17 protein-coding genes are annotated in these 16,290 nt (G+C 65.2%); 2 read left to right on the top strand and 15 right to left on the bottom strand.

Features of this window, described 5'->3' with window-relative positions; all coding sequences use genetic code 11:
* Window positions 1-51 precede the first annotated feature (51 nt).
* From QCE49_RS06560 to mltG, 7 genes are all read right to left on the bottom strand, one after another.
* Complete coding sequence (locus tag QCE49_RS06560) at window positions 52-1,290, bottom strand: mechanosensitive ion channel family protein (RefSeq protein ID WP_250439729.1); 1,239 nt, start codon at window positions 1,288-1,290, stop codon at window positions 52-54.
* 188 nt (window positions 1,291-1,478) lie between these two features.
* Window positions 1,479-1,835, bottom strand: a complete 357-nt coding sequence (locus QCE49_RS06555) for a Rap1a/Tai family immunity protein (RefSeq protein ID WP_008349679.1) — start codon at window positions 1,833-1,835, stop codon at window positions 1,479-1,481.
* A gap of 103 nt (window positions 1,836-1,938) precedes the next feature.
* Window positions 1,939-2,685, bottom strand: a complete 747-nt coding sequence (locus QCE49_RS06550) for an ankyrin repeat domain-containing protein (RefSeq protein WP_033535925.1) — start codon at window positions 2,683-2,685, stop codon at window positions 1,939-1,941.
* A 54-nt stretch (window positions 2,686-2,739) separates the two neighbouring features.
* Window positions 2,740-3,525, bottom strand: a complete 786-nt coding sequence (locus tag QCE49_RS06545) for a TatD family hydrolase (protein WP_008349683.1) — start codon at window positions 3,523-3,525, stop codon at window positions 2,740-2,742.
* A 61-nt stretch (window positions 3,526-3,586) separates the two neighbouring features.
* Window positions 3,587-4,624: a DNA polymerase III subunit delta' gene (locus QCE49_RS06540; protein WP_008349685.1), complete on the bottom strand. Its 1,038-nt coding sequence runs from the start codon at window positions 4,622-4,624 to the stop codon at window positions 3,587-3,589.
* A gap of 18 nt (window positions 4,625-4,642) precedes the next feature.
* On the bottom strand, window positions 4,643-5,263 hold the full coding sequence (gene tmk / locus QCE49_RS06535) for a dTMP kinase (protein ID WP_250439725.1): 621 nt from the start codon (window positions 5,261-5,263) through the stop codon (window positions 4,643-4,645).
* Window positions 5,264-6,274, bottom strand: a complete 1,011-nt coding sequence (gene mltG, locus QCE49_RS06530) for an endolytic transglycosylase MltG (protein ID WP_008349688.1) — start codon at window positions 6,272-6,274, stop codon at window positions 5,264-5,266. It abuts the gene before it with no gap.
* A 104-nt stretch (window positions 6,275-6,378) separates the two neighbouring features.
* Here mltG and QCE49_RS06525 point away from each other — a divergent pair, with 104 nt between their 5' ends.
* Together QCE49_RS06525 and QCE49_RS06520 are read left to right on the top strand one after the other, a co-directional pair.
* A complete protein-coding gene (locus QCE49_RS06525; RefSeq protein WP_008349691.1) occupies window positions 6,379-7,365 on the top strand; it encodes a folate-binding protein YgfZ in 987 nt (328 codons plus the stop codon).
* 12 nt (window positions 7,366-7,377) lie between these two features.
* Window positions 7,378-8,196, top strand: a complete 819-nt coding sequence (locus tag QCE49_RS06520; RefSeq protein ID WP_244808081.1) for an NRDE family protein — start codon at window positions 7,378-7,380, stop codon at window positions 8,194-8,196.
* Window positions 8,197-8,475: 279 nt separating this feature from the next.
* Here the strand turns inward: QCE49_RS06520 and QCE49_RS06510 are convergent, their stop codons facing one another.
* The 8 genes from QCE49_RS06510 to QCE49_RS06475 are packed head-to-tail and all read right to left on the bottom strand — an operon-like array spanning window position 8,476 to window position 16,130.
* A complete protein-coding gene (locus QCE49_RS06510) occupies window positions 8,476-9,435 on the bottom strand; it encodes an alpha/beta hydrolase (protein WP_250459239.1) in 960 nt (319 codons plus the stop codon).
* Between the two features lie 49 nt (window positions 9,436-9,484).
* Window positions 9,485-10,345: an SDR family oxidoreductase gene (locus tag QCE49_RS06505; protein WP_034473386.1), complete on the bottom strand. Its 861-nt coding sequence runs from the start codon at window positions 10,343-10,345 to the stop codon at window positions 9,485-9,487.
* Complete coding sequence (locus QCE49_RS06500; protein ID WP_250459241.1) at window positions 10,345-11,349, bottom strand: NADP-dependent oxidoreductase; 1,005 nt, start codon at window positions 11,347-11,349, stop codon at window positions 10,345-10,347. The genes QCE49_RS06505 and QCE49_RS06500 overlap by 1 nt, the downstream gene beginning before the upstream one ends.
* A gap of 27 nt (window positions 11,350-11,376) precedes the next feature.
* Complete coding sequence (locus tag QCE49_RS06495; RefSeq protein WP_008349701.1) at window positions 11,377-11,859, bottom strand: PaaI family thioesterase; 483 nt, start codon at window positions 11,857-11,859, stop codon at window positions 11,377-11,379.
* A 5-nt stretch (window positions 11,860-11,864) separates the two neighbouring features.
* A complete protein-coding gene (locus tag QCE49_RS06490; protein ID WP_061161325.1) occupies window positions 11,865-12,167 on the bottom strand; it encodes a Dabb family protein in 303 nt (100 codons plus the stop codon).
* A gap of 60 nt (window positions 12,168-12,227) precedes the next feature.
* Entirely contained in the window at window positions 12,228-13,406 is a 1,179-nt protein-coding gene (locus QCE49_RS06485; protein WP_034473389.1) for an acetyl-CoA C-acyltransferase, read from the bottom strand.
* Window positions 13,403-14,053: a bifunctional nicotinamidase/pyrazinamidase gene (pncA, locus tag QCE49_RS06480; protein ID WP_008349704.1), complete on the bottom strand. Its 651-nt coding sequence runs from the start codon at window positions 14,051-14,053 to the stop codon at window positions 13,403-13,405. The genes QCE49_RS06485 and pncA overlap by 4 nt, the downstream gene beginning before the upstream one ends.
* Window positions 14,046-16,130 carry a 3-hydroxyacyl-CoA dehydrogenase NAD-binding domain-containing protein gene (locus QCE49_RS06475; RefSeq protein WP_250459242.1) on the bottom strand — a complete coding sequence of 695 codons (2,085 nt, stop codon included), beginning with the start codon at window positions 16,128-16,130 and terminating at the stop codon, window positions 14,046-14,048. Before QCE49_RS06475 ends, pncA begins: the two co-directional genes overlap by 8 nt.
* Window positions 16,131-16,290 lie beyond the last annotated feature (160 nt).

Raw genomic sequence — 16,290 nt, 5'->3', positions numbered from 1 at the left:
TCTCAGCATCAACCCGAAATTTTCGACCCGGAAACGCCGCGCGGGTTTCCGTCAGGTCTTTTCTGCCGGCGCCGGCGCGGTGGACGCCGCCGCGTGCGCCTTCGGATCCGGCCCGGTCGGCTCGCCGCGGCTCGCGACCGGATCGGCGGCCGTATTCGCCGTGCTTGCCGCGTGTGCCGTGCCCGCCCTTTCGAGCGGCGGCGCGAAATCGACGTGACTTTCCTTGTCGGTCGACAGATCCGCCCGCGCGCGCGGCAGATAGTGCGGATAAGTCGCCTGCACGAAGTTCACGAGCCCTTCGCGGACGCGGCAGCGCAAATCCCAATTCAGCGCCGAGTCGAACGAACTGACGAGCACGCGCAGTTGCATCGCGCGATCGGTGGCGTCGGTGACCTGCAGCACCTGCACACGGCCATCCCATTCCGGCGCGTGCTCGAGGATGCGCTCCAGCTCCTCGCGCAGCGGCGCGAGCGGCATCCGGTAATCGACATACAGAAACACCGTGCCGATGATCTGCGAACTGTTGCGCGTCCAGTTCGTGAACGGATTTTCGATAAACCACTGCAACGGCACGATAAGCCGCCGCTGATCCCAGATGCGGATCGACACGTACGTGCCCGTGATTTCCTCGACGCGTCCCCATTCGCCCTGAATCACGACGACATCGTCGAGGCGAATCGGCTGCGACAGCGCGATCTGCAAGCCCGCAATCAGATTGCCGAGCACCGGCCGCGCGGCGATACCGGCGACGAGCCCGGCGACGCCCGCCGACGCCAGCAGGCTCGCGCCGATCTGCCGCACGCTCGGAAACGCCATCAGCGCCGCGCCGAAACCGATGATTACGATCACCACCATCACCGAGCGCGCGAGCACGCGCGCCTGCGTGTGGATGCGGCGGGCGTTGAGATTGTCGTCGGTGTCGAGCGGATGCGCCTGCACGATCGCCTCGCCCACCGCGCCCGCCGAGCGCGCCGCGAGAAACGTGAGCGCGACGATCAGCGCGACGGTCTCGACATCGCGCAGCACGCCGATGAACGGCAGCGTATCGGGCGCCTCGAAGATCATGAAACCGAGCCCGAGGATGATGAGCAGGATGAGCGCGGGCGTGTCGATATAGCGCAGCACGACGCTCATCAGCGGATAAGGACGCGCGATGCGCACGAGAATGCGCGCGCCGATGCGATGCGCGGCAATCGCAAACGCCACCGCGATGACGGCCACGACGAGCGCGCCGGGCCAGGTGCCGAGCGGACGTTCCGCAAGATTCAGGAAATGGTCGAGTGAGAGCATGAGCGTCGCGGGATCAGCCTCGAGAAAGTGAAAGCGGCGAGGAGGATACGGCGGTCGCATCGCACGGATGCGTGGTGCTGCGCGATATTGCGCCAGGTTGCAGACAGCAGCGGCGATGGCCGTCCGGGCGCGGCCGTCGCCTCTTGGTTCAGCAAGCGTGACGCCAGTGCTCCGGCGTCACCAGATGTTCAGCGTTCCGCCTTGCAGGGAAACGCCTTGCCGAGTCCGAGCGAAACCATCGTGGTCGCGTTGAAATCGGCCTTGTCGGGATTGTTGGCGATGTACTTGCGCACCGCGTCCGTAAGCTGCTGCGGCTTCACGTCCGCCGGCAGGCAGAAGTACTGGCCGACCTGCGGCCCGGAGGTTCCGCCGATCGCCTCGATCGTGTTGTAGATGCCGTCCGCCGCGCCTTCGATATAGGCCGCGCAGGCGGTCCGTGAGTTGGGATCCGTTTTGGTGCAGAGCTTGTTCAGATCGTTGCCGGTAAACGCGAACGCACAGACGGGCGTCGCGAGAGCACAGGCGAGGACGAATTCCCGCAGCATGGTCTTCCTTTTATGTTGAGCGGCGGCTTGGTCGGAGCAACGGGTTCGGAGCGATGCGCGGCCGCGCCTGACCGCGCTCGCCCCGTGACTTGATGTCGCGCCGTTATTTTGCACCGTTTGAGCCGCTTTGCGCAGCGCCGCCGCCTTGTTGCATCGAGTCCAGACGCGCCTTCAGACCTTCGGCGACATCTTTCTCGTTGTACTTCTGCGCGAAATCCACCGCCGTCAGGCCGAGCTGATTCTTCACGCGCAGGTCGGCGCCCGAGTCGAGCAGCAGCTTGACCGTCGAAAGATGACCGCCGCGCGCCGCCATCATGAGCGGCGTCGTGCCGTTGGGCGAGCCGGCGTCGATATAGGCCGAATGGTCGACCAGAATCTTCACGATGTCGTCATGGCCGTTGGTCGCAGCGTAGTGCAGCGGCGTCCAGCCTTTCTTGTTCACTTCGGCGTCCTTGGCGATCAGCAGATTCACGAAGGTCGCGTCGCCATTGAGCGCGGCAAGCATCATCGCGTTTTCGCCGGCGGGATCGAGCTTCTCGAGATCGGTCTTTGGGTTGTCGGCGAGCAACTGGCCGACCTTGTCGGACTTCTCGCGCGCGGCGATCACGAGGATCGGCGTGCCCGTGTTGTCGACGGTGTTCGGGTCCGCGCCCTGCGCGAGCTGCTTCTTGACCGCCGATACGTCGTCGAACTTGACCGCCTTGATGAGCGAGTCCACGGACGCGGCCCAGACCGGCTGAGCGATCGCGCAGGCCGCCAGCAGCGCGCCGGCGACGAGTCCGCGCACGGCCGTGCCCTTGCGCGCACCGCGCGTCGTGTTCAGAGTGGAAACCATCGGGGAAGTGTTCATAAGTGACCTTCGAATTGCCTTGGAACAGTTTTTTTGCGCGCGGGCCGGCCGCCCTCAGACTGGCCGCGCGATCTTGAAGAGCCGGAAGAAGTTGTCGGTGGTCGCCTGCGCGACGGCCTCTTCCGGCTGCTCGCGCAACTGCGCGATGAAACGTCCGACATAACTCACGTACGCAGGTTCATTCGGCTTGCCGCGATACGGCACCGGCGCGAGGTACGGCGAATCGGTTTCGATGAGCAGGCGCTCGATCGGCACGCGCCGCGCGACGTCCTGCACATCGGTTGCCTTCTTGAACGTGACGATGCCCGACAGCGAGATATGGAAATTCTGCGCGAGCGCCCGTTCGGCGATCTCCCACGGTTCGGTGAAGCAATGCATGACGCCGCCCGGCACGTCCGCGCGCTCTTCCTGCATGATGCGCAAGGTGTCGTCCGACGACGACCGCGTGTGGATGATGAGCGGCTTGCCCGTCGCGTGCGCGGCGCGGATATGCGTGCGAAAGCGTTCGCGCTGCCATTCCATGTCGGCGATGCTGCGCCCTTCCAGCCGATAGTAGTCGAGCCCGGTTTCGCCGATCGCGCAAACTTTCGGATGCTTCGCCAGCTCGACGAGTTCCGCGACGCTCGGTTCGCGCATATCCTCGTGGTCGGGATGCACTCCGACCGACGCATAGACGTTTTCGTGCTGCTCGGCGATCGCGAGCACCGAAGGCAGCGTCTCGAGATCCACCGACACGCACAGCGCATGTGTCACGGAATGCGCGCGCATCTTGTCGAGGACGTCGGGCAATCGGTCCGCGAGCCCTTCGAAGTTGATATGACAGTGTGAATCGACAAACATCGGGTGCTCCTTGATGCATTCCTTGCGGCGCGGCTCGACGGTCTCTGGCCGCTCTGGCCGCTCAGGCCGTATAGATCCCGCGATAGCCCATGAACAGTTCCTCGAACACGAGGCGCGCGTTCAGCGGATGATTTTCTACCGCGCGCTGCCGCGTGACGGTCTTCATGTAGCGCGCGAGCGCGGCCGGATCGGCGCTTTGCGCGCAACGTGCGAGCGCCTTCGCCGCGGCGGGGAAATAGCGCGGACGGCTAGCCGTGCGTTGCGCGAGCAGATCGTAAAGCCAGCGCTGCAACCAGCCGAGCACGAGCGGCACCGGCAGCTTCTGCAGGTTTTCGCCGCACGCGAAGGCATCGCAATTCGGTCCGGCGGCAAGTTGCGCGAGCGTGAAGTCGCGCAAGGCGCGGTTCTCGTCGTTCGCCAGCGCGAGCGCAGCGAGCGGCGCGCCGCCCGCCTGCGCGAGGAGCGCCGCCGGATCGTCGACGCCTTGCGACGCGAGCCACGCACTCGCTTCGTTCGCCGGCGGCACACTCATCGGCCACTGACGGCAGCGGCTGATGATCGTCGGCAACAGCCGGTCGACGCGCGCCGACACCAGCAGGAACACGACGCCCGACGGCGGTTCTTCGAGCGTCTTCAAGAGCGCGTTCGCCGCTGCGACGTTGAGCGCCTCGGCCGGATACAGCACGACGACGCGCAAGCCGCCCCGATGCGAGCCCACGCCACAGAAATCCAGCAGCCCGCGCACCTGCTCGATCTTGATTTCCTTGCTCGGCGTGCGGGTCTTCTTGCCTTCTTCGCCATCGGCTTTGTCGGCGGGAGCGTCGGCTGCGTCGCCGGTTGCGGCAAGGCCCGCGAGCGCTTCGGGCAGCACCGCGCGGTAATCGGGATGATTGCCTTGCGAGAACCAGTGACACGCCGGACAAGTCCCGCACGGCTCGCCATTCGCGGCGGGCGTCTCACACAGCAAACCCTGCGCGAGATGCTGGGCGAACTGCAGCTTGCCGATGCCCGCTTCTCCGTGCAGCAGGAGCGCGTGCGGCCAGTGCGCGCGCAATTGCTGCAGACGCTGCCAGTCGTCGGTTTGCCAGGGATAGATCATCGATAGATTCTTTTGAATTCAAACGCTTGCGATAACTTCTTCGAGCTTTCTGCGAATCTCGTCGATGGAGCGCGTCGAATCGACGATGAAAAAGCGCTGCGGCGATTCATCCGCGCGGCGCAGATACTCGCTGCGCGTGCGCTCGAAAAACGCCTCCGATTCGCTTTCGAACTTGTCGGGCGCGCGCGCGGCCGAGCGGCGCTCGCTCGCGGTGTCGGTCGGCACGTCGAAAAGCACGGTCAGATCGGGCTGGAAACCGCCCTGCACCCAGCGTTCGAGCGCTTCGAGCTTGTCGCGCGGCAGACCGCGGCCGCCGCCCTGATACGCGAACGTGGCGTCGGTGAAACGGTCCGACAGCACCCAGTCGCCGCGCGACAGCGCCGGTTCGATCACCTGCGCCAGATGCTCGCGGCGCGCGGCGAACATGAGCAGCGCTTCGGTTTCGAGGTCCATCGGCTGATTCAGCAGGATGCCGCGCAGGGTTTCACCGAGCGGCGTGCCGCCCGGCTCGCGCGTCATGACGACACGATGCCCGCCCGGTTCCACTTTGGCTTCGAGCCGTTCGCGGAACCAGTCCAGATGCGTGGTCTTGCCCGCGCCGTCGATGCCTTCGAACGTGATGAACTTGCCGCGCGCCATTCATTGACCCCGGATGTATTTGTCGACGGCCTTGTTGTGGTCGCCGAGATTGTCGGAAAAGATGCTGCTGCCGTCGCCGCGCGACACGAAATACAGCGCGTTGCTCGAGGCGGGATTGAGCGTGGCGTTCAGTGCGGCCACGCCGGGCAGCGCGATCGGCGTCGGCGGCAGGCCCATGCGCGTGTAGGTATTGTACGGAGTGTCCGTCTGCAGGTCCTTTTTCTTCAGCTTGCCGCCGTAGGCCGGGCCTAAGCCGTAGATCACGCTCGGGTCCGTCTGTAGCGGCATGCCGATGCGCAGCCGGTTCGCGAACACCGCCGCGACGAGCGGCCGGTCCGCAGCGCGCCCCGTCTCCTTCTCGACGATGGACGCCATCACGAGCGCTTCATAAGGCGTCTTGTAAGGCAGATTCGGTGCGCGCGTGTTCCACGCTTCCGTGAGGCGCGCCTGCATCAGCCGATACGCGCGTTTGTAGACGGCGAGATCGCTCGTGCCTTTGTCGAACAGATAGGTGTCGGGGAAGAACAGGCCCTCGGCGGACGCCTTGTCGACTTCGGCCGCGCCAATCGCGCGCAGCAGGTCGGTGTCGGTCATGCCGACGGTGTCGTGCTTGAGCGCGGGATTGCTGTCGAGCTCGCCGCGCATTTTCTGCAGCGTCCAGCCTTCGATGACGGTCGCGACATATTCGTTGACGTCGCCGCGCGCGATCTTCTCCAGCACCTCATAAGGCGTGATGCCGGTCTTGAACGCGTAATTGCCCGATTTCAGTTGCGCGGACAGGCCGAGCACGCGCGTCATCAGCACGAAAAGCTCGGGTTCGACGGGCACACCCCCGCGGTTCAACTGGGCGCTCACGCTGCGCAGGCTGCTGTGGGGCTTGATGGTGACGTCGAGTTCGGGCGTCGGCAATTCCATGGGCCGGTTGGCCCACCAGTACACGCCGCCCGCGACGGCTGCCGCGAGCACGGCGGCGAGCACCGCTGCCACGACGCATTTCTTCAGAAAGGACATGCGAAACACGCTTGAGATAAGACCAATATAATAACTTGCCGCCTGCGCCAGAGCCGCATTCCCGGGCCCGCGCCCAAACGATAGGATTGACAGCCCGCCGACTCATGAATTCCCAGACCATCGCTCTCGCCGCTTCAGACTTCGATTCCGTCAAGACCGCCGGCGCATACATGCCGCTCACCCAGTTCGGCGTGATCGACGTCAAGGGCGAGGACGCCGCCTCGTTCCTGCACAGTCAGCTTACGAACGACGTCCAGCATCTCGACGCGTCGACCGCGCGTCTCGCGGGCTACTGCTCGGCCAAGGGCCGGCTCCTCGGCTCGTTCCTGATGTGGCGCACCGCCGACGCCGTGCGTCTCCTGATCGCACACGACGTGCAGGCGGCCGTGCAGAAACGCCTGTCGATGTTCGTGCTGCGCGCGAAGGCGAAACTCACCGACGCGACGCCCGAAGTGGCCGCCGTCGGCTTCGCGGGCGACGTGCGCGCGGCGCTCTCCGGCATTTTCGATGCGCTGCCCGACGGCGTGCATGTCAAGGTCGAAGGCCCGCACGGTTCGCTGATCCGCGTGCCGGACGCGGCGCATCGGCCGCGCTTCCTGTGGGTCGGCCCGAAAGCCGATGTCGAGGCGCAACTCGCGAAACTCGATGAAAAACTCAAGCGCGTGCCCGAGCAGATGTGGGACTGGCTCGACATCCACGCGGGCGAGCCGCGCATCACGCACGCGACGGTCGAGCAGTTCGTCCCGCAAATGGTCAACTTCGACGTGCTCGGCGCGGTGAACTTCAAGAAGGGCTGCTATCCCGGGCAGGAGATCGTCGCGCGCAGCCAGTATCGCGGCACGATCAAGCGGCGCACGGCGCTCGCGCACGTCGAGAGCGCGACGCCCGGCGCGGAGCTCTTTCATTCGGACGATCCCGGCCAGCCGTGCGGACTCGTCGTCAACGTCGCGCCCGCGGAGCATGGCGGCGTCGATTGTCTCGTCGAGATCAAGCTCGCGGCGCTTGACAATGGCTCGGTGCATGTCGGTTCCGCCGATGGTCCCGCGCTCACTTTCGTGCCGCTGCCCTACGCGTTTCCGGCCGACGCCTGAGGTCGAGCGCGCATGTGTCTGATCGTCTTCGACTGGCAACCCGCGGCGTCGCAGGAAAACGGCCGCGCATTGCTGACGCTTTCCGCCAATCGCGATGAATTCTTTCGCCGCGACGCCGAACCGATGCACTGGTGGCAAGACGCGCCAGACGTGCTCGCCGGCCGCGATCTGACGGGCGGCGGGACGTGGCTCGGCGTATCGCGCGACGGGCGCTTCGCGGCGCTGACCAACTATCGCGCGCCGGGCGACATGCAGCCGAATGCGCCGACGCGCGGCACGCTCGTGAGCGCTTTTCTCGCGGGCGAGCGCATGGCGCCGCTCGACTATCTGCAGGGCGTGGCGCGCGAAGGGCATCGGTATAACGGGTTCAATCTGCTTTGCGGCGACTTCTTGCGGCGCGAACTCGGCTGGTACGGCAATCGTGCCGACGCGCCGCCCGCTTTGCTCGATGCAGGCGTGCACGGTTTGTCGAACAGCCTGTTGAATACGCCGTGGCCGAAGCTCGTCGCGCAGCGGGAGGCGCTGTGCGATCTGATTCACGCCGATGAACGCCCGTCGCTCGATGTGCTCATCGAGACGTTGCGCGACCCGCGCATCGCGAACGACGAACATCTGCCATCGACGGGGATTTCGATCGAGCGGGAGCGCGTGCTGTCGGCGGCGTTCATCGAAACGGCCGATTACGGCACGCGCAGCACGACGGCCTTGCGCGTGAATCCGGCGGCGCTCGGGTTAGCGCTGGAAATCAAGGAACGCAGCGACGATGACGGCTCGCATCGCGTCGTGAGGCCGGGGGCGTTTGAGCGGGCTTTTTCGTTTGAGATCGGTTGATCAGCGTTTCCTTCGCGTGAGATACAGAGGATCGCAGCGATCAGCACGACGGCAATGGCATCGACCGCAACGAGCGCGGGAAGAGGATCGGTCCACTTGTCCATGTTCGTCGTGCGCGCGTAGTACGGCGGACCGTCGCCGTATGCTTCATTGAGGTTGTACACATTCAATGTGGCGACGAGAAGCAAGATGAACAGCGCGCCGAGATAGATGAAGGAGCGAGGCGTTTTCCTGGTCATGGGCCGATAATTCGGATTCTAATCATGGGTGAGCCAGCTTCTACAGCGTCCCGAACGCCTCCCGCAACGCCCTCACCGCATCCGCATGCGCCGCCGCTACTTCCGGTACGAAACCGCCCATCTTGAAGAATTCGTGAATCATGCCTTCGTAGCGCTTGAGCGTGACCGGCACACGCGCGTCTTCGAGTTTCGCCGCGAACGCAGTGTCTTCGTCGTGTAGCGGGTCGTAGTCCGCCGCCGCGATCCACGCCGGCGCGACGCCCGCGAAATCCGGCGTACCGCGCGCCGCATCGAGCGGCGCGAAACGCCAGTCGTCGCGATCGCGATCATCACGCAGATACTGCGCGAAAAACCACTGAATCGTTCCGCCTGAGAGCAGATACCCGTCCGCGAGGCGCGCATGGGAATCGCTCTTCTGCCACGCGCTCGTGCCCGGATAGATCAGCAATTGCAGTTTCAGGTCGATGCCCGCATCGCGCGCGAGCACCGCGCACACGATCGCGAGCGTGCCGCCCGCGCTGTCGCCGCCAACCGCGAGCCGCGCCGGATCGATGCCGAGCGTCGGAGCCTCCCGCGCCAGCCATTGCAGCGCATCGAAGGCATCGGTCACGGCGACGGGAAACTTGTGCTCCGGCGCAAGCCGGTAATCGACCGATACGACCGCGCATTGCGCATCGTGCGCGAGCTTGCGGCACAGCGCGTCGTGCGTCGCCACGCTGCCGACGGTGAAGCCGCCGCCGTGAAAATAAAGAAGCCCCGGAGAAGGCTGCGCCCAGCTCGGCTCGATCGGATGATAGACGCGCACGCCGATCGTTGCGCCATCGCGCACGGGAATCCGCAGATCCTCGATGGCGTGCACCGGCAATGGCGCGATATCGAGAATCTGGGCGCTCATCGCGTAGGCTGCGCGCGCCTCTTTCGGCGTGAGCGTGTGATACGGCGGTCGATTCGCGCGCGCGACCATCTCCAGAATTTGCGCGATCTTTGGATTGAGCGGCATCGGCGGAAAGAGCGTCAAAGGGACACGATCATGCCACGAACCGTGCACATCAACGCGGACGTTTCAGGGACATCGGATCGGTCGGGTTGCGCAGTTGCGCGATATCGTCGAGCCGCAGTTGCACCGACGGCATGATGGCCGGATGCGTGATGACATAGAAGCGCCCTTCGCGCACCGCATCGAACGTCAAATCGGCGATGTCGCGCGCCGACAGCTTCCCGCCCTCTACCGCCCGCGTGAGTTGCCGCGCCGCGAGCTTTTGCGAGGCGGTGTACGGCGCGTCGTTGGCGAGCGCGTCGGGGCGCGAGCGCTCGGCATCCGCGATGCCAGTCGGCACGAACGCCGGACACAGCAGCGACACGCCGATCATCGACGCGCCCGCCAGCCGCAAATCGTGATGCAGCGTCTCGGTCAGCGCGACGACCGCGTGCTTCGATGCGTTGTAGACGCCCATCGCGGGCGCGGCGAGCAGGCCCGCCACCGACGCCGTATTGACGATATGCGCCGGCTCGTTCTGTTCGAGCATGATCGGCACGAACGCGCGCAGGCCGTTCGCGACGCCCATCACGTTCACGCCGAAGACCCATTGCCAGTCGTTCGCGCTGTTCTCCCACACGAAGCCGCCCGCGCCGACGCCCGCGTTGTTGAAGAGCATGTGCACGCCGCCGTAAGTGTCGAGCGATGCCTGCGCGAGCGCGTGCACCTGAGCGGCGTCGGATACGTCCGTCGTGATGCCGATCGCGTCGCCGCCCGCCGCGCGTAGCGCATCGACGGTCGCGGCGAGCCCGGCGGTGTCGAGATCGGCGAGCACGAGCTTCATGCCGAGCGCCGCGCCCTTCTTCGCGAACTCGCGCCCGAATCCGCTGCCCGCGCCCGTGATGACGGCGACCTTGCCTTCGAAGCGATCCATCACACCAGTTTCACCAGTTGCTTGCCGAAGTTCTTGCCGCGCAGGAGGCCGAGAAATGCCTCAGGCGCATTCTCGAGCCCTTCGGCGATGCTCTCGCGAAAATGCAGCTTCTTCGTCGCGACACGCTCGCCGAGTTCGTTCAGCGCCTGCGGCCAGACATCGAGATGTTCGGAGACGATGAAGCCCTGCAGCTTCAACCGCTGCGTGAGGATCAGCCGCGGCGCGTCCAATTGCGTCGGCTTGCCGTCGTAACCGGAGATCATCCCGCATACGGCGATGCGCCCGAACGCGTTCATGCGCGCGAGCACGGCATTGAGCACGTCGCCGCCGACGTTCTCGAAGTAGCCGTCGATGCCATCGGGCGTCGCGGCTTTCAGATCTTCGTGCAGCTTGCCGGCCTTGTAATCGACGCACGCATCGAAGCCGAGCGTCTCGACGACATAGCGGCACTTGTCCGCGCCGCCCGCGATGCCGACCACGCGGCAGCCCGCCGCCTTCGCCAGTTGCCCGACGACGCTGCCCACCGCGCCGCTCGCCGCCGACACGACGACCGTCTCGCCCGCCTTCGGCTCGATGATGCGGTTCAGTCCGTACCACGCCGTGACGCCCGGCATGCCGACCGCGCCGAGATACGCGGAAAGCGGCACGCGCGAGGCATCGACCTTGTTCAGGCCGGTGCCGTCGGATGTGCCGTATTCCTGCCAGCCGAACATGCCGACGACGCTATCGCCCGCCTTGAACGCCGGATTGCGCGATTCGCTCACGACGCCCACGGTGCCGCCGATCATCACTTCCTCGAGCGGTTGCGGCGCGGCGTACGACTTCGCGTCGTCCATGCGGCCGCGCATGTACGGATCGAGCGACAGATAGTGATTGCGCACGCGCACTTCGCCGTCCTTCAGCGGCGCAAGCGGCGTCTCGACGAGCCTGAAATTCGACACCGACGCCTCGCCTTGCGGACGCGACACGAGCAGAATTTGTCGGTTGATCTGTGCGTCTGCCATGCTGAACCTCCTTCGCTCGAATGGTGTTCAGGCGTCGCTCGGACCGGGCGTCGCCTTCGGATCGGACCGCATCTTCTGCCGGACGATGTCGCGCCCGACCGCGAGCCGCTTCATGTACTTGAACGTGCCGAGCGCCTTCGCGACGAAGTGGCCTTCGCTGTCGCGAATCTCGCCTTCGCAATAAGCCATCGTCGTCGAGCGATGCAACACGCGGCCGTAACCGCGCAATTCGCCGCGCCCCGGCTGCATGAAATTGACCTTCATCTCGACGGTGACGACGCCGATGCCATCGCCCGCGACGCTGCGTGCGGCGAGCGCCAGCGATGCGTCGAGCATCGTCATCGTGACGCCGCCGTGCGCGATGCCCCAGGTGTTCAGGTGTTCGTCGCGAAGCGGCAGCCGCACTTCGCTTTCGCCGTCCTGCGCCTTGACGAGCTCGACGCCGAGCGTATCGATGAACGGGCTCTCGAGCGCGACGCCGTTGCTTGCAGGTTGATCGGAAGAGGACATCGCGCTCACACTTCGTAGTCGACGCATTGACGCGCTTCGCGGATCGCCGCGACGAAGTCCTTCAGCGCCTGATGTTTCGGATGCACCTGATACGCTTCGAGCGCCGCCTTGTCGTCGAAGTCGGACACGAGCACCACGTCATAGGTGCAATCGAAACCCGGCTGCGCGGTGCCGACTTCGAAATGCCCTTGCCCTTTCACGATGCTGCGGCAGGTTTCGAGCTTCGCCTTCAGCTTCTGCGCGTTTTCGGCGCGGCTCGCGCCCTCGGCGTTTTCCTTCAGCTTCCACATGACGATGTGACGTAGCACGGCGACTCCTGTTATCGAACGAATCTCGAAGCGTAGCAAAAATCGCCGGGCCGCAAATGCTCACACGATTTCGAAAAGGCCCGCCGCGCCCTGTCCGCCGCCGATGCACATCGTGACCACGACGAACTTCGCGCCACGCCGCTTGCCTTCGATGAGCGCGTGACCCGTCAGGCGCGCGCCCGACACGCCGTACGGATGCCCGACCGCGATTGCGCCGCCGTTCACGTTCAGGCGCTCGTCGGGAATGCCGAGCCGGTCGCGGCAATAGAGCACTTGCACGGCGAACGCTTCGTTCAGCTCCCACAAGCCGATATCGTCGACGGACAGGCCCGCGCGCTTCAAAAGCTTCGGCACGGCGAACACCGGACCGATGCCCATTTCGTCCGGCTCGCAGCCCGCGACCGCGAAGCCGCGAAAAATGCCGAGCGGCGCGAGACCTTCCTTCTCGGCGAGCGTCGCGCTCATCACGACGCACGCCGACGCGCCATCCGAGAACTGGCTCGCATTGCCCGCCGTGATGACGCCGCCAGGCAGCGCGGTGCGAATCTTCGACACGCCTTCGAGCGTCGTATCGGCGCGGATGCCTTCGTCGGCGGCGAGCGTCACTTCTTGCGTGAACATGCGCCCCGTCGCTTGATCGGCGATGCCGGCAAGCACGGTGATCGGCACGATTTCATCGTCGAACTTGCCCGCCGCCCGCGCCGCCGCCGCGCGCTGCTGCGAGCGCACGCCGTATTCGTCCTGCCGCTCTTTCGCTATCTCGTAGCGCTTCGCGACGTTCTCGGCGGTCTGCAACATCGACCAGTAGATTTCGGGCTTGTGTTGCCTGAGCCAGCCTTCGGTCAGCATGTGACGGTTCAGCTCGTTCTGCACGCACGAGATCGATTCGACGCCGCCCGCGACGAACACATCGCCCTCGCCCGTCATCACGCGCTGCGCGGCAAGCGCGATCGTCTGCAAGCCCGACGAGCAGAAGCGGTTCACCGTCATGCCGGGGACGGAAACCGGCAAGCCCGCGCGCAACGCGATCTGCCGCGCGATGTTCGCGCCCGTCGCGCCTTCCGGATTCGCGCAGCCCATGATGACGTCCTCGACGCGCGCCGGATCGATGCCCGCGCGTTCGACGACCGCCTTCGTCACATGGCCGCCGAGCGTCGCGCCGTGCGTCATGTTGAGCGCGCCGCGCCACGATTTGGCGAGCGCGGTGCGCGCCGTCGATACGATGACTGCATCGGTCATGTCGTTGCCCCCGCTTTGAGAATTTCGTCCGAGCTCACGCGTTGCACGCCCGCATCGCGCATGTCGTTCCATGCTCGGTCGAGCGAGCCGTTCAGATCGATCGCGCGGCACGCGTCCTCGATCACGATGACGTCGAAGCCCGCCGCACGCGCATCGAGCGCGGACCACGCGACGCAATAGTCCGTCGCCAGTCCGGCGAGCCACACGCGTCTTGCGCCGACGTTGCGCAGATAGCCTTCGAGACCGGTCGGTGTCGAACGGTCGGCTTCGAGAAACGCCGAATAGCTGTCGACGTGTTCGTGATGCCCCTTGCGAATCACGAGCCGCGCGTGCGGCACATGCAGATCGCGATGCAGCGCCGCGCCTCGCGTGTCCTGCACGCAATGCACCGGCCACAGCACCTGTTCGCCGTAAGGCAAGGTCATCGTCTCGAATGGCGCGCGGCCCTCGTGATTCGCCGCGAACGACACATGCGAGCGCGGATGCCAGTCCTGCGTCAGCACGACATGCGAGAACGCGCGCGCAAGCCGATTGATGACCGGCACGACTTCATCGCCGTGTGCGACGGCAAGCGCGCCGCCCGGCATGAAGTCGTACTGCACGTCCACGGCGAGGAACACGTCTTCGACAGGTTTGATATCAGCCATTGAAGCGTCCATTCGATTGCGCGAGTTCGGTGACGCGCGCGGCGGGTTGCCACGCGTAGCCGTTGGCCTGCTTCGCGTATTTGCGCATCGCGCGTTCCACGTTGTAGAGGCCGATGGTGTCCGCATACAGCATCGGGCCGCCGCGCCAGAGCGGAAAGCCGTAGCCCGTCAGATAAACCATGTCGATGTCCGACGCCTTGCCCGCGATGCCTTCCTCGAGAATCTTCGCGCCTTCGTTCACGAGCGAAAGCACGAGACGCTCGACGATCTCTTCATCGCGGATCTTGCGCCGCTCGACGCCGCGTTCCTTCGAATACGCGACGATCATGTCATCGACCACGTTCGACGGCAGCGCGTCGCGCTTGCCCGGCTGATAGTCGTACCAGCCCGCGCCGGTCTTCTGGCCGAAGCGGCCCATCTCGCACAGACGATCCGCGACGCGCGAATAATGCAGCTCCGGCTGCTCCCGATAACGCCGCTTTCTGATCGCCCAGCCGATGTCGTTGCCCGCGAGATCGCTCATGCGAAACGGCCCCATCGCGAAGCCGAAGTTTTCGATCGCGCGATCGATCTGCTCCGGCAGCGCGCCTTCCTCCAGCATGAAGAGCGCTTGGCGGATGTACTGCTCGATCATCCGGTTGCCGATGAAGCCGTCGCATACGCCCGACACCACCGCCGTCTTCCTGATTTTCTTCGCGAGCTGCATGACCGTTGCGAGCACGTCCTTTTCGGTCTTCGCGCCGCGCACGACTTCGAGCAGCTTCATCACGTTCGCGGGGCTGAAGAAGTGCATGCCGATCACGTCGCCGGGACGCTTCGTGAACGAGGCGATCGTGTCGAGATTCAACGTCGATGTATTCGATGCGAGGATCGCGCCGGACTTTGCGATTTCGTCGAGCTGACGGAAGACCTGTTCCTTCACGCTCAAGTCTTCGAACACGGCTTCGACGATCAGATCGGCCTGGGCCAGATCGCCAAACGCAAGCGTCGGCGCGATGAGCGCCATGCGCTCTTCGACCTTTTCCTGCGTGAGCTTGCCCTTCTCGACCTGCGCCTCGTAGTTGCGCCGGATCGTCGCGATGCCGCGATCGAGCGCGTCCTGCTTCGTTTCGAGCAGCACGACGGGCAGGCCGGCGTTGAGAAAGTTCATCGCGATGCCGCCGCCCATCGTGCCCGCGCCGATCACGCCGATGCGCTCGATCTTCCTCACGGGCGTGTTCGACGGGACATCGGCGATCTTGGCAGCCGCGCGTTCGCCGAAGAACGCATGCCGCAACGCGCGGCTTTCGGGCGTCTGCACGAGCGCGAGAAAGCATTCGCGCTCGAAGGCGAGACCGCGCTCGAAACCTTCCTTCACGCCTTTTTCGATTGCATCGATGCACTTGTGCGGCGCCGGGAAATGCTTCGCGACTCCCGCGACACTGTTGCGCGCGAACTGGATGAAACCCTCGGCGTTCGGATGCTCGATCTGGCGATCGCGGACTTTCGGATGCGGACCGCCGCGATCGGCGGCCCGCCGTGCGAACGACAACGCGCTTTCCAGCAGATCGCCGTCGGCGAGTTCATCGAAAAGCGCGGTTTGCGCGAGCTTTTCTGAGGGCACCGGCGCGCCCGACACGATCATGTTCAGCGCCGTTTCCAGCCCGACCACGCGCGGCAGACGCTGCGTGCCGCCCGCGCCCGGCAAAAGCCCGAGCTTCACTTCCGGCAGCGCGATCTGAGCACCGGGCACGGCGACGCGGTAATGCGCGCCGAGCGCGAGTTCCAGACCGCCGCCCATCGCGACGGCGTGAATCGCCGCGACGACGGGCTTCGCGCTCGCTTCGAGCGTCGCGATGACGGTCATGAGCGTCGGTTCCTGCGTGGCTTTCGGCGTGTTGAATTCGGTGATGTCCGCGCCGCCCGAGAACGCCTTGCTCGCGCCGATGATGACGATGGCGCGCACGTCGGCATCGTCGTTCGCGCGCTCGACACCTTCGACGATGCCGAGCCGCGTCGAATGCCCGAGACCGTTGACCGGCGGATTGTCGAGCGAAACGACGGCGACGCCGTCGCGGATCGTGTAGTCCACTGCCATGAACGTGTCTCCTGTCGACCGGATATGAAATCGATTGTGGGCGATCGGGGCAGAATACACAAAAAAGCACGATCGTTCAAACGACGCGTTTCGCGCCAATCGATCGCCAGAAATGCACGAAGCCCCGGCGCGCGCACCGCGAGCCGGGGCTTTCGATGAC

Origin of the sequence: Caballeronia sp. LZ008 (genome assembly GCF_031451435.1) — a bacterium.
GTDB lineage: Bacteria > Pseudomonadota > Gammaproteobacteria > Burkholderiales > Burkholderiaceae > Caballeronia > Caballeronia zhejiangensis.
This window is presented reverse-complemented; position numbering and strand designations above follow the sequence as displayed.

Excerpts from the sequence above, each read along its gene's own strand:
- QCE49_RS06560 (WP_250439729.1), bottom strand. The coding sequence starts at position 1,290 with ATGCTCTCACTCGACCATTTCCTGAATCTTGCGGAACGTCCGCTCGGC.
- QCE49_RS06555 (WP_008349679.1), bottom strand. The coding sequence starts at position 1,835 with ATGCTGCGGGAATTCGTCCTCGCCTGTGCTCTCGCGACGCCCGTCTGT.
- QCE49_RS06550 (WP_033535925.1), bottom strand. The coding sequence starts at position 2,685 with ATGAACACTTCCCCGATGGTTTCCACTCTGAACACGACGCGCGGTGCG.
- QCE49_RS06545 (WP_008349683.1), bottom strand. The coding sequence starts at position 3,525 with ATGTTTGTCGATTCACACTGTCATATCAACTTCGAAGGGCTCGCGGAC.
- QCE49_RS06540 (WP_008349685.1), bottom strand. The coding sequence starts at position 4,624 with ATGATCTATCCCTGGCAAACCGACGACTGGCAGCGTCTGCAGCAATTG.
- tmk (WP_250439725.1), bottom strand. The coding sequence starts at position 5,263 with ATGGCGCGCGGCAAGTTCATCACGTTCGAAGGCATCGACGGCGCGGGC.
- mltG (WP_008349688.1), bottom strand. The coding sequence starts at position 6,274 with ATGTCCTTTCTGAAGAAATGCGTCGTGGCAGCGGTGCTCGCCGCCGTG.
- QCE49_RS06525 (WP_008349691.1), top strand. The coding sequence starts at position 6,379 with ATGAATTCCCAGACCATCGCTCTCGCCGCTTCAGACTTCGATTCCGTC.
- QCE49_RS06520 (WP_244808081.1), top strand. The coding sequence starts at position 7,378 with ATGTGTCTGATCGTCTTCGACTGGCAACCCGCGGCGTCGCAGGAAAAC.
- QCE49_RS06510 (WP_250459239.1), bottom strand. The coding sequence starts at position 9,435 with ATGCCGCTCAATCCAAAGATCGCGCAAATTCTGGAGATGGTCGCGCGC.
- QCE49_RS06505 (WP_034473386.1), bottom strand. The coding sequence starts at position 10,345 with ATGGATCGCTTCGAAGGCAAGGTCGCCGTCATCACGGGCGCGGGCAGC.
- QCE49_RS06500 (WP_250459241.1), bottom strand. The coding sequence starts at position 11,349 with ATGGCAGACGCACAGATCAACCGACAAATTCTGCTCGTGTCGCGTCCG.
- QCE49_RS06495 (WP_008349701.1), bottom strand. The coding sequence starts at position 11,859 with ATGTCCTCTTCCGATCAACCTGCAAGCAACGGCGTCGCGCTCGAGAGC.
- QCE49_RS06485 (WP_034473389.1), bottom strand. The coding sequence starts at position 13,406 with ATGACCGATGCAGTCATCGTATCGACGGCGCGCACCGCGCTCGCCAAA.
- pncA (WP_008349704.1), bottom strand. The coding sequence starts at position 14,053 with ATGGCTGATATCAAACCTGTCGAAGACGTGTTCCTCGCCGTGGACGTG.
- QCE49_RS06475 (WP_250459242.1), bottom strand. The coding sequence starts at position 16,130 with ATGGCAGTGGACTACACGATCCGCGACGGCGTCGCCGTCGTTTCGCTC.